Genomic DNA, 12,510 nt, shown 5'->3' on the forward strand with positions numbered 1-12,510 from the left:
GGTCACACTTCCGCAGACGCAGCCAAGCCCGAGCCCGCCACTGCCACTACCAACGCCGAGGCCACACACCCCACATGCGGTTGCAGTACTAGGGGTGTCGATGACCGACAAGACGCTTCCCAGGGCGTCTCCCGAGGCCCATTCCCGCCCCGCCCCCGGCCCCGCCCCCGGCCCCGGCCCCGGCCGGAAAACGCCAAGGCCGGGCGGCTCTCCCCCACAGAGAACCGCCCGGCCGTTCTTGGGCGCCGGAGATGATCCGGCGTGGCCCGGCCCGGCCTGTCCGCCTCCGCCGAGACGGATGGGCCGGGGCTACCTTCGGCCGGGGTTACCGGCCGGAGGGGTTCAGATGCCCTGGACGGGCAGGTTCGGCACGGCCGGGAGGGCCGGCAGGGCCGGGATGTTCGCGGCGTTGGTCAGGTCGCCGAGGTGGGCGGGCGCGGCCGGCACGGCCGGGAGGGACGTCACCGGGGCCAGGCCCTGCGCGCCGGCGGCGATGCCCTGGCCGTCGGTCACGACTACGGTGCCCAGGCCCTGCGCGAACGGCGCGGCGTCGGTCGCGACACCCTGCGTGAAGACCTGCGCACGGCCGCCGACGGAGGTCACGAACGGGGTCGCCTGGGCGGCCGCGTCACCGGCGAGCCGGCCGGCGCCGCCGACCGCGTTCTGGGTGACCGGCACCACCTTGACGACGATCCGCCGGGCGACGGGCGGCAGCACATCGGCGGCGGCGCTGTCGACGGCCGGGCGGGCGGTGGCCGGCGCGGTCCGGGCCTGGTTCGTCAGCTGCTCGGGGCGGACGCCGGTACCGGCGAGGGCGGCCAGCAGGTTGGTGACCGAGCCGGGCGCCTTGGGCAGCGCGGGGGCCTTGGGCAGGCCCTTGGTCAGGCCGCCGAGGCCGGCGGCGGGGACGCCGGGGGTGGCGGGCAGCGACGGGGCACCGGCCAGGTTCGGCACGGCGGGCAGCGTGACGTTCGGGAGCTGAGCGGCCTTGGCGGCCTTCTTGACGGCCTTGCCGGCCTTCTTCGCGGCCTTCTTGGCCTGCTTCACATCGGCGGCCTTCTTCAGGTCACCGGCGTTGGCGTTCGGCAGCCCGGCGCCACCCACCAGCTTCCGCACGCCGTCCACGGCGCCGGTCGCACCGCCGACCCGGGGCAGCTTGCCGGTCGCGTCGCCGACCGTCTTCTTGGCGGTCGTGGTGACGGTGCCCACGGCCTTCGTGGCGGTGCCGGTCACGTCGCCGGCGGGCAGCTGCTTCGCGGCATCGGTCACCGTCCCGGCGGCGGGCAGCTGCGGGGCGGCGGGCAGTTCGGCGGCGTTGGCGGCGACGGAGCCGAGGGCCCACAGACCGCTGGCGGCAGCGGCAACGACGATGGAACGGCGGATGTTGGAGCGCATGATGGTGAAAGTCCTTCGAATTCAGGGGTGTTGGGCAGACCTGTCCCGCCCCCGCGCGGCAGGTCGGTGGTACAGACGCGGAGCGGTCTGCCCTAGCCGGGGAATTCGAGGATGTCTTCGGCACGCCGACGCGTCGGAGCGCCATCGGCCGTGCGGACGCCACCGGGCAGCAGCCGGAAGCGCGTGGGGTCCACCGGGGCGGCGGCGTGCAGGTCCCCGCCACGGGAGCCGTGGCCGTCGCCCGCGGTGTGCGAGGCGGGCGCCACGGGGCCCTGCGGGAACTGGCCCGGCAGGCCGTGATGTCCCTGGTCCCGCTGCTCGTGCAGGGCGGGGCGGGGGTGGCCGGCCGGCTTGTGCGGGCCGTCGGTGCAGTGCGCCGGGTGCAGCGCGGCGGCGGAGACACCAGCCGGGCCGACGGTCCGCGACCCGGCGCCACGGGCGCCGTTGGGCCGCTCGCCGGGCGCGGGCGTGGTGCCGTTGCCGGGCCGTCCCGCCTGCTCACCGGAGGGGAGCCGGACGGGCAGCGTGGCGCCGACGGTGGTGCCGGTCTCCCGTACGACACCGGACACCGGCGTGGTGACCGGAGCGGTCCGCTCGGCGGCGGGCCGTACGGCCGTGGCCACCGCCGCGGAAGCGGCATCCGTGCGCCGGGTGAGCTTGGTGTCGGCCGCCTCGCCCTGCCGCGCGACCGCGGTGTCGGAGCCGGAGAGCCGGTCCGCTCGGTCCGCCGCACCGTCCCGGTTGGGGGTGCCTCCCGCTCGAGCGGAGCCGGGAGTGGGGGAAGTCTGGTCCGGGGCGGACGCCTCGGCCGGGGCCCGGCCCGGGGACGACACGCCGGCCGGAGCCTGCATGCCCGTACGGTCATCGGCGTGCGCGCCGGGACCGAAGGCGAAGCCGAGGGCGACGAAGGCCACCAGGAAGAGCCCCGCCAGCAGCGCACGCCGCGCGACCGCCGCGCGCGGCAGGCGCACGGCGGCAGGCATGGCGAACACAGCGGACAAGGAGGGGACCTTCCCATACGGACGGGGACACCCGGCCGCGCCAACGCGCGGCTTCGGTGTCACTCTCGTCGCGGGCGATCGAGCGATGGGCTGATCCTCGCACGACCTGCCACGTGCCATGCAAGTCGCCCCGGTGCTCCTGTCACCGTTGCTCCGCCATGTCCGGTATGGGCAGCGGCCGCTTCTCGATGGCGGCCGCCATCACATCCGGGAAGAGGTCCGGCGTACACGCGAACGCCGGTGCGCCCAGGGCCGCGAGCGCCGCGGCATGCTCCCGGTCGTAGGCGGGCGCGCCCTCGTCGGACAGGGCGAGCAGTGTCACGAACTGCACCCCGGCCGCCTTCATCGCGGCGACCCGCTTGAGCATCTCGTCCCGGATGCCGCCCTCGTAGAGGTCGCTGATGAGGACGACGACGGTCTCGGCGGGGCGGGTGATGCGGGACTGACAGTAGGCGAGGGCGCGGTTGATGTCCGTGCCGCCGCCGAGCTGGGTGCCGAAGAGGACATCGACCGGATCGCTCATCCGGTCCGTCAGATCGACCACCGAGGTGTCGAAGACGACCAGGCGGGTGTCGATGGCCCGCATCGATGCCAGCACCGCCCCGAACACCGAGGCGTAGACGACCGAGGCGGCCATCGACCCGGACTGGTCGATGCAGAGCACCACCTCCTTCTTCACCGACTGGGCGGCCCGGCCGTAGCCGATCAGCCGCTCCGGGACGACCGTGCGGTACTCGGGGAGGTAGTTCTTGAGGTTGGCCCGGATCGTGCGGTCCCAGTCGATGTCGCGGTGGCGGGGGCGGTTGATCCGCGCGGAGCGGTCCAGCGCGCCGGTGAGGGTGGCCCGGGTGCGGGTCGCCAGCCGCTTCTCCAGCTGTTCGACGACCTTGCGGACGACGGCCCGAGCGGTCTCCTTCGTCGTCTCCGGCATGACCCTGTTGAGGGAGAGCAGGGTGCCCACCAGATGCACATCCGCCTCCACGGCCTCGAGCATCTCCGGCTCCAGCAGCAGGTTGTTCAGGCCCAGCCGGTCGATGGCGTCGCGCTGCATGACCTGCACCACGGAGGAGGGGAAGTACGTACGGATGTCGCCCAGCCAGCGCGCCACGGAGGGCGCCGAGGCGCCGAGCCCCGCCGAACGGTGCGCCCCGTCGGCGCCCTTGCCGCCCTTGCCCTGGCCGTAGAGCGCGGCGAGCGCCCCGTCCATGGCGGCGTCCTGGCCTCGCAGCTCGCATCCGGTGCCGTCCGCCCCGTCGCCGCCGAGCACCAGCCGCCAGCGCCGCAGCCGCTCGGCCTCGGTCGTGGGTCCGGTCGTCGTGCTGGTCATGTCCCTACCCCCGTGAGGTCGTTGTCCGGTCGTCGGGCGGCGTCGGTGTCCTGGTCCCGGCCCAGCAGCAGGCGCAGGGTGGGGAGGACGGCCGCGGCGCGGTCGCGGTCCAGGCCGGGACCGAAGCCGGGGGACGCGGCGTCCGTGGTGTCGCCGGCCGGGGCGCGGGTGGTGGCCGCGGGGCCACGGCGGATCAGCTCGCCGAGGGTCCGGCGTACCCCGGGCTCGTACTCGGTGAAGGTCCGGCGCAGCAGCGGCAGCACATCCGTGAACGCGGCGTCCGGCACGCTCGTCAGCCAGCCGTCGACCAGGGCGAGCAGCCGTTCGTCGTGGACGAGCAGCATGCCGCCGTCCCCGCCGCCGGCGAAGCCCTCGATCCAGCCGGCGGCGTCGGCGGGTGCGGTGCCCGGTGAGAGGGCGAGGCCCATCAGCCGCTCCGCTCCCCCGTCGTCCAGCCGGCCGTCGTCCAGGAGGAGCCGGGCGGCCCGCCCCCGGATCAGGCCGGGTACGGCGTCCCGTCCGCTGACCGCCCGCAGCACCCCGGCCCAGCGGGACCGCAGGTCCGCCGGTCCGCCCTCGGGCCGGGCGGCGGCCCCGAGTTCGGTGTCGGTCTCCGGTTCGGTGTCGGTCCCGCGTCGGGCGTCGGTCTCGAACTGGGCGAGCAGACCGACGGCCTGGTGGGTGGCGTCGAGATGGCCGCGCATCTCCGCGGCGCCGTCGTCGTCCAGGCCTGCGCAGGCCGGCGGCAGCCCGACGAAGACCCGCTCGGCCAGGCCCAGCGCCACCTCGCGCAGCGCCGCGCCGTCCGTGCCGCGCACATTGCCGTACCGCACGGACCGTACGAGAGCGGGCAGTGCCTGGGCGAGATGGCCCACGTCCGCATCCAGCGCCGCGCGGTCCGACAGCGCCCGCATCACCACCGGCAGGGCGTCGGGGAGTTCGGCGAGCAGACAGCGCTCGGCGAGCGCCGTCACCTGCGCGAGTGTGGCCGCGCCCACCGCCTCCGACGCCGATTTGGCGGTGGCCGCGGAGAGGACGGTCGTGCCCCAGATCCCGGCCTCGGCGACCCGTACGGCCAGCTCGGGCTCCCAGCGCAGCAGCCAGGTCTCCCGGAAGGTGCCGGTGCTGCCGCGGGAGCGGGTGGGCTCGCCCCAGGGGATGCCGAGCAGCCGCAGCCGGTGCAGCAGCCTGCTGCGGCCTGCGTCGGTCTCCTTGCGCAGGTCCAGCTCCACCTCGCGCTCCAGCGCTTCCGGCTTGAGCCGCAGCGCCCGCCGGCTGCGGGTGAGATCGCGCTGCAACGGCACCGTGGGGGCGTCCTCGGGTACCTCGCCCAGCACGTCCCCGACCACCAGCCGGTCGTGGATCAGCGAGGACGGGGCGTCGGATCCGTCTCCCATCACGGCGCGGATCGCGTCGTCGGTCTCCGCGAGACCGGCCAGCGGGCGGCCGCGCACCGTGGCCAGCCCCTCGGCGAGCCGCACCGCCTCGATGACATGCGCCGACGAAACGGCGAAATCCTCTTCCCGCAGCAGCCCGGCGACCTTGGTCATCCAGCGCTCGATGGGGCGGTCGGGGGAGCTGAAGAGATGGCCGTACCAGCCGGGCGAGGCGATACCGGCGCCGTAACCGCTGCGCCGGGAGAGCCGCCGGTGGGTCCACGGCACCCAGGTCACCGCCGCCTTCACCTTGGGCAGGCCCTTGAGCAGCTGCCGGTCAGCGGTCACGGTGCCGCGGCGGGCGAGCGCCGGGACGTGCCAGGCTCCGCACACCACGGCGATGTCGTCCCCGAACTCCCGCCGTGCGGCGTGCAGCCGGAGCCGCATATGGGCCTCGCGCACCGGGTCGCGGTCCGGTCGGCCGTCCCCGTACGTCTCGCGCAGCGCCGCCATCGCCTCGGCCAGCGCCGCGAACGGCGCCAGCGCGTCCGCCCCGGGACCACTCACCCCCCGGTGCTCCACGACGTCCTCCCACCAGCGCTCGGCGTCGTCGTATCCGGCGGTCTCGGCCAGTACGCCGATGGGGTCCACCCGGACGTCGGCGGGATCGCCGGCATCGGCATCGGCCTTCTCCGCCTCTTCGGCCGCCGTGGCCTCCTCCTCCGCCGCCATGGCCAGGGAGTGCGCCGCGGGCAGATCGATGAAGCGGACCGGGACGTCGTGCTCCAGCGCCCAGCGCAGCGCCACCCACTCCGGGGAGAACTCGGCCAGCGGCCAGAACGCCGCGCGGCCGGGGTCGTCCAGTACGTGGGCGAGCAGCGCGACGGGGGGCCGCATGTCCTCGCGTAGGGCCAGCGGCACCAGCTCGTCCGCCTCGGGCGGGCCCTCGATCAGCACCGCGCCGGGCGCGGCCTGATCCAGGGCGGCCCGCACCGCCCGCGCCGACCCGGGGCCGTGATGCCGCACCCCGAGCAGCACCGGCTCCGTGGTGGTCCTGGTGGTCATCGGATTCCTTTCGTGGACGCCCCCTGCTTCAGCTGGGGGAGGAAACGCAAGCGCGGGAGGGCCTCCAGGGCCCGAGCCGTGCTCTGACGGGTCAGTCCGCAGCGCCCAGCGCTCCTTCGGGTCGGGTGGTGTAGGCGTATCCGTCTGCTCGTTGGAGGAGGCGGAAGTGTTTGTGGCGGATGCCCTGGATCAGGCCGTGGGCGGTTTTGATATTGAAGTTGCCGGTAGCGCGGACGGCAATCCGGCCGGTGTGGGTGCCCGCTTTCTTGCCAGTGCGGACGACGGCACGTGCGAGGTCTCCGGTCTGGTAGCCGAAGAACTGCTTCTGCCTCGGTAGCCGGAGGCGGGGGAAGCCGTACGTGTCGGTGCGGGTGCGGGCATAGGTACCCCGGCCCGTGGCAATGACGGCGAGAACGGTGTGCGGGGTGCGGTCGATGGTGTCCAGTGCGCCGACGCACAGGGCGTCGAGGGTGTGGGTCTTGGGCTGGCCGGTGCGGGTGCGGTTCCACTTCGTACGCCCGCCCGACGCTGTGTGGACCGCTCCGGGGAACGCATTGCCGAGCGCGTGCCACAGTGCCCACTTGGTCGCGTTGACGGCTGCCGCATCCCGCAGCGGGGCTTTCGCCTGGGCGAGGATGCGCGCCAGCCGACGCGGGGACTTCGACAGGAACTCTTCGACCGGGCGATTGCCCTTGGTCTGGTTGCAGGGGATGCAAGCGGTGGACAGGTTGGAGATGCGGTCGGAGCCGCCCCGGCTGCGGGGATGGATGTGGTCAATGTTGAGCGGCACGCCGGTGGTGTCGCAATAGGTGCAGGCGCGCCCCCACTTGGCGAGGAGGTACTCGCGGACCTCGGTGCCGTGCAACGTGCCGTGCTGGTACTCGGCCCCCTCCAAGGGCTTGCCGGCGGAGATGGCGTGGGTGTCGAAGGCGACCCGCTCCACATGCACCGCCCGGACGGGTGCCCACCGGGCCAGCCGGTTCGTCCACGACATGGTGGTCTCGACACGGTGCCGCATGCTGGGGGCAAGCCAGCCCTTCGGTCTCGTGCGGTTGAGGAAGCGGGGTGCGCGGTAGCGCAGGTTGCGGGTACGACGACCGCGCCGGTAGGCGGCTCGCTGCGACATCTTGTCCCGGATCCGGGCGCCGCGGTGGGTGAGTTCGATTCCGTACAGGCCTCGCCGGTTGCCTTCCTGTTCCGTGAAGACTGCGATGCCGGTGTGCTTGGAGCCGGGATCGATACCCAGCTGGACACCGTCCACCTCGGACCGTTCAGCGGTGCGGTCCTTGAGGCGGATGACGAACGGGGTGTGCCGGGCGACCACGGCCCGGCCGGACGTGAGCAGCTTGCGCGCCCTGGCGGGGGTGGTGGGCTGCAAGGGTGTGCCGTGCTTGTCGAGGACGAACACGACGGGGTGGCCCTCACGGGCCTTCTCCCCAACCGCAGGGTTGGGGGTGACGCCACCAACGCCAGGTGAAGCGCTGGTGATCTCCCCTCGCACATGTTCCACGCCCGGTGCCTTACGGCGTTCGAGCCCCGTTTCGTCCCCGATCCGGGGGGTGTCTGCTGACTCGAATTCCAGAGCCAACTGCTGAGGAAGAACAGGTGGGTGGGTCTTCTGTCGTACGTGAAACGTAGCCAACTTCGTTCACCTCCAATGTGGTGTCGGCTGGTGCTGGTAACGGCGGCCCTCAGCCAGTTCGGCTGAAAACCCCTCCTTCAGGAAGGGGATCCCGTTACGCGCTCACCTCACGGCAGGCGCGGTAGAAGTCCTTCCAGCCGGCGCGCTCGCGCACCACGGCCTCCAGATACTCCTGCCATACGACCCTGTCGGCGGCCGGATCGCGGACGACCGCTCCCAGGATGCCGGCGGCCACGTCCCCGGCGCGCAGCACGCCGTCCCCGAAGTGCGTCGCCAGCGCCAGGCCGTTGGTGACCACGGAGATGGCCTCGGCGGTGGAGAGCGTGCCGGAGGGCGACTTGACCTTCGTGCGGCCGTCGGCGGTGATGCCGCTGCGCAGCTCGCGGAAGACCGTGACGACGCGGCGGATCTCGTCCATGCCCTCCGGGGTGGCCGGCAGGTCCAGCGAACGCCCTATCTGCTCGACCCGCCGGGAGACGATGTCCACCTCTTCGTCCGGTGTCGCGGGCAGGGGCAGCACAACGGTGTTGAAGCGGCGGCGCAGCGCGCTGGAGAGCTCATTGACGCCGCGGTCGCGGTCGTTGGCCGTGGCGATCAGGTTGAAGCCCCGGACGGCCTGCACTTCCTGCCCCAACTCGGGGATGGGCAGGGTCTTTTCCGACAGGACGGTGATGAGTGAGTCCTGTACGTCGGCCGGGATGCGGGTCAGCTCCTCGACCCTCGCGGTCATGCCCTGGGCCATCGCCCGCATCACCGGGCTGGGCACCAGCGCCTCGCGGCTGGGGCCGTTGGCGAGCAGCTGGGCGTAGTTCCAGCCGTAGCGGATCGCCTCTTCGGGGGTGCCGGCGGTGCCCTGCACCAGCAGGGTGGAGTCGCCGCTGACGGCGGCCGCCAGATGCTCGGACACCCAGGTCTTGGCGGTGCCGGGCACGCCGAGCAGCAGCAGCGCGCGGTCCGTGGCGAGGGTGGTCACGGCGACCTCGACGATCCGCCGCGGGCCGACATATTTGGGCGTGATGACCGTGCCGTCCGCGAGCGTGCCGCCGAGCAGATAGGTCGCCACCGCCCACGGCGAGAGCCGCCAGCGCTCCGGCCGCGGCCGGTCGTCGGCCGCCGCGAGGGCCTTCAGTTCATCAGCGAAGGTGTCCTCCGCGTGCGGCCGCAGTGCCTCGTCGTTCGCTGCCTTGGTGTGGTTGTCGGACATGGCTCCCCCTCGTCACGGAAATACGTCGCAAGGTGTGCGGCCCGCAGCGCGGAAACCCGCCGGCCGCTTGCTGAAATCAAGCCTGCACCACACCACTGACAACGGCCCGAAAACCGTCTCTGAGCTGCTGTTTCGTCACAACGGTCGAGGGTTGTCCGGGCCGTTGTCAGTGGCGGGTCGTAGCGTCGAAGACATGAATCCGCAGGGGGAACGCTGGACGACGGATCAGGTGCTCGCGCTGGCGCCTGACGATGCCTCACGTAAGGCGGGCGGCAAACTCGCCTCGCCCGGACCGTGGTCGGAGACGGGCGCGGACGGGGGCGCGGTGTGGGGGCTGTGCAAGGGCAGCGGCAAGAAGCCGTACCAAGCCGTCATCGACGTCACCGGGCCCGCCTTCAAGTGCAGTTGCCCGAGCCGCAAATTCCCGTGCAAGCACGCGCTGGGGCTACTGCTGCTCTGGGCGGGCGGGGGCGGGGAGGTGGCGGCCGGGGAGCCGCCGCAGTGGGCGGGCGAGTGGCTGACCGGGCGCCGGGAAAAGGCGGAGCGGGCCGCGGGCGCTGCGACCGGCGGAGCGGCCGCGTCACGCACGCCGGCCGACCCGGAGGCCGCCAAGCGGCGGGCGGAGCGCCGGCTGCAGCGGATCGGCGCCGGCGCCACGGAGCTGGAGCGGCGCCTGGAGGACCTGCTGCGATCCGGCCTGGCCGCGGCCGAAGGAGCCGGCGGAGGGGGCTCCTGGGACGAGACGGCCGCGCGCATGGTTGACGCCCAGGCACCCGGACTTGCCGCCCGGGTCCGGGAGTTGGGATCGGTCGTCGCCTCCGGGGCCAACTGGCCGGCCCGGCTGCTGGAGGAGTGCGCGCTGCTCCATCTCCTCGACCAGGGTTTCCTGGGGAGGGAGCGGCTGCCGGCCCCGCTCGCCGCGACGGTGCGCTCGCGCGTCGGGCTCACCACGGACGCCGCGGACCTGCTGACCGGGCCCGATGCGACGACGGTCCGGGACCGCTGGCTGGTGCTGTCCCAACAGGACGTCGAGGACAGCAAGTTGACCACCCGCAGAATCTTTCTGCGCGGCGAGCGCACCGGCCGGATGGCGCTGCATCTGTCCTTCGGCGGCTCCGGCCGTCCCCTGGACGTGGCCCTGCCGCCCGGTCAGGTCCTCGACGCGGACCTGGCCTACTACCCGGGCGCCCGGCCGCTGCGCGCCGCCCTGGGCGAGCGGCACTCCCCGGCGGCGCCCGGCACGGTGCCGCCCGGCTGCGGCATCGATGCCGCCCTGGCGGCGTACGGCGACGCGCTGCGCGACGACCCCTGGCTGGATTCCTGGCCGGTGGTGCTCGCCGATGTCACCCCGATCCCGGCGCGGGACGGCGCGGGCTGGCAACTGGCCGATGCTGACGGGGAGTCGGCGCTCCCGCTCGACCCCTGCTGCCTGGGTCGTGCGGGCCTGTGGCAGCTGGCCGCCATATCGGGCGGCGCGCCGATCACGGTCTTCGGCGAATGCGGCCACCGCGGCTTCCTGCCGCTGACCGCCTGGGACCCCACCCCGGTGTCCCTGTGACCCGGCAGCCGGCCTCGGCCACAGCCGCGCCGCCGACGCCGCCCCCGCCCGCTCTCGGCTCCTCGCCCACTCTCGGCTCCGCTCGAGGGGGGCCACGCGCGGGAGGACCCCCATGCGCGGGAGGTACCCCCACCCGCCGCCCGACACCTGGAGAGACCCGATGACGAGCACCCCACCGAAGGCCATGACCACCGCCGCCTGGGAGGACCTGGTGAGCGCCGCCCTGCTCGGCACGGAGCGGCGCACGCCGCCGGTGGCGCCGTCGGCCGGGCAGAGCGCGGCGGCCGCGCTGCTGGACGCGGCCGCCGTGAGTACGGTCCGCCGCCGCGCCGCGCTGCGCCCCGCCCTGGCCGGCGAGCGGCCCGCCGCCGCCCCGGCCGACCCGCGGCCCCCGCTGCCGCCCGCCGCGCGGCGGAGGCTGTCCCTGCTGCTCGCCGACCGCGGCGGCACCGGCAGCGGCAGCCGCCGCGGCACCGCCCCCGACCTCACCGAGCTGCTGCCCCAGTGGCTCGCCGCCGCCCAGGAGCACGGCTATCGCGCCCCCGGGGCGCTGCTGCCCGCCCTGCTGGACGCCGCCCGCGCCCGTACGGACCTGCGGCCCGCCGCGCTCGCCCTGGCGGGACCGCGCGCCCTGTGGCTGGCCCGGCTCAACGACGACTGGAAGTTCGCGCTCCGCGGCATCGGAGGCTCCGCGGCCGCGCTCGGTGTGGGAGGCAGCTTCCACGCATCGGGGTCCCCCCGTTCAAGAGGAGCCGAGAGCGGGGGAAGAGAGGAGAGTGAAGGAGACCCCGAGGGCGTACGGCGCCTGTGGGAGGAGGGCCTGTTCGCCGAGCGGGTCACCCTGCTGACCGCGCTGCGCCGCCGCGACCCGGCCGCCGGTCTCGAACTCCTCGGCACCACCTGGGCCACCGAGCGCGCCGAGGACCGGCTGATGTTCCTCGACTCACTGCGCGAGGGCCTCGCCGCGGCCGATGAGCCCTTCCTCGAACAGGCGCTGTCCGACCGCAGCCGCAATGTCCGCGCCACGGCCGCCGAGCTGCTTTCCGCGCTGCCCGGTTCGGCGCTCGCCGCCCGGATGGCAGAGCGCGCCCGCGCCTGCATCGGCCTGGTCCACACCCCCGGCCCGGTGATCACCGTCGAGGCGCCCCAGGAGTGCGATGCGGGGATGGAGCGGGACGGCGTGGTGCTCAAGCCGCCCTCCGGGCGGGGCCTTGGCGCCTGGTGGCTGAGCCAGTTGACGGAGGCGGCCCCTCTGGCGGGCTGGTGTGAGCAGTTCCCCGGCCGTACTCCGGCACAGATCGTTGCCCTGCCGGTGGCCGACAACTGGCGGACGGAGCTGCACGACGCCTGGTGCCGGGCCGCCGTGCGCCAGCGGGACGCCGGGTGGGCGCGGGCACTGCTGGGCGCGCCCGCGGCCCCGGACCGGGCCACCGAGGTGGCACCGGCCGGCTCGTCCCGCGACCTGGCCAAGCTGCTGACCGTACTGCCCGAGGACGAACGTGCCGCGTGGGTGGCGGAGTTCATCGCCGCGCACGGCCTCTCGGACGCCTTCCGGATGCTCGGCGTCTGTGCCGTCCCCTGGTCCGAGCCGCTGGGCCGCTCGGTCGTCGACGCGCTGGACATCGCCCGGGACGCGGGCAGCTATCCCTGGAGCTTCAGCGGGGTGATGGGCCTGGCCGAGCGCTGTCTGGACCCGGCCGCCGCGGACCGTCTCGACATGCTCACCGCCATCACGGACGAACCGGAAGGCGCCTCCCCGGGCTCCGGCGGCTACTGGTCCGAGGCGTTCCAGCGCCTGGTCGGCACCCTGCGGCTGCGCGCCACCATGCACGCCGAATTCACCCGGCCCGACGCTCCGGCGAACGGGGCCGGCGAGCCCGCCCCCACCGCACCATGACCGTCCGCCCGCCATGGGGCCCGCACCACCTCGCGGGCCCCGTAC

At 74.1% G+C, this 12,510-nt stretch carries 8 protein-coding genes; 2 read left to right on the forward strand and 6 right to left on the reverse strand.

Features of this window, described 5'->3' with window-relative positions:
* Window positions 1-342 precede the first annotated feature (342 nt).
* The 6 genes from ACZ4S3_RS27145 to ACZ4S3_RS27170 all read right to left on the reverse strand — a co-directional run bounded on the left by ACZ4S3_RS27145 (window position 343) and on the right by ACZ4S3_RS27170 (window position 9,010).
* A complete protein-coding gene (locus ACZ4S3_RS27145; protein ID WP_467938540.1) occupies window positions 343-1,395 on the reverse strand; it encodes a hypothetical protein in 1,053 nt (350 codons plus the stop codon).
* A 92-nt stretch (window positions 1,396-1,487) separates the two neighbouring features.
* A complete protein-coding gene (locus ACZ4S3_RS27150) occupies window positions 1,488-2,396 on the reverse strand; it encodes a hypothetical protein (protein WP_467938542.1) in 909 nt (302 codons plus the stop codon).
* 142 nt (window positions 2,397-2,538) lie between these two features.
* Window positions 2,539-3,723 (reverse strand): VWA domain-containing protein, encoded by a 1,185-nt coding sequence (locus ACZ4S3_RS27155; RefSeq protein ID WP_467938544.1) that lies wholly within the window; start codon window positions 3,721-3,723, stop codon window positions 2,539-2,541.
* A complete protein-coding gene (locus ACZ4S3_RS27160; protein WP_467938546.1) occupies window positions 3,720-6,164 on the reverse strand; it encodes a DUF5682 family protein in 2,445 nt (814 codons plus the stop codon). Before ACZ4S3_RS27160 ends, ACZ4S3_RS27155 begins: the two co-directional genes overlap by 4 nt.
* Window positions 6,165-6,255: 91 nt before the next feature.
* Window positions 6,256-7,674 (reverse strand): RNA-guided endonuclease IscB, encoded by a 1,419-nt coding sequence (gene iscB, locus ACZ4S3_RS27165; protein WP_467938548.1) that lies wholly within the window; start codon window positions 7,672-7,674, stop codon window positions 6,256-6,258.
* 226 nt (window positions 7,675-7,900) lie between these two features.
* On the reverse strand, window positions 7,901-9,010 hold the full coding sequence (locus ACZ4S3_RS27170; RefSeq protein WP_467938550.1) for an ATP-binding protein: 1,110 nt from the start codon (window positions 9,008-9,010) through the stop codon (window positions 7,901-7,903).
* Window positions 9,011-9,203: 193 nt separating this feature from the next.
* On the opposite strand from ACZ4S3_RS27170, the gene ACZ4S3_RS27175 reads away from it, so the two are divergent.
* Both ACZ4S3_RS27175 and ACZ4S3_RS27180 read left to right on the forward strand, forming a co-directional pair.
* Window positions 9,204-10,568 carry an SWIM zinc finger family protein gene (locus ACZ4S3_RS27175; RefSeq protein ID WP_467938552.1) on the forward strand — a complete coding sequence of 455 codons (1,365 nt, stop codon included), beginning with the start codon at window positions 9,204-9,206 and terminating at the stop codon, window positions 10,566-10,568.
* A 160-nt stretch (window positions 10,569-10,728) separates the two neighbouring features.
* The gene (locus ACZ4S3_RS27180) at window positions 10,729-12,465 is read left to right on the forward strand and encodes a DUF5691 domain-containing protein (protein ID WP_467938554.1); all 1,737 of its coding nucleotides are present in this window, start codon (window positions 10,729-10,731) and stop codon (window positions 12,463-12,465) included.
* Window positions 12,466-12,510: the final 45 nt, after the last annotated feature.

It is taken from the genome of Streptomyces sp. NPDC028368 (genome assembly GCF_055565615.1).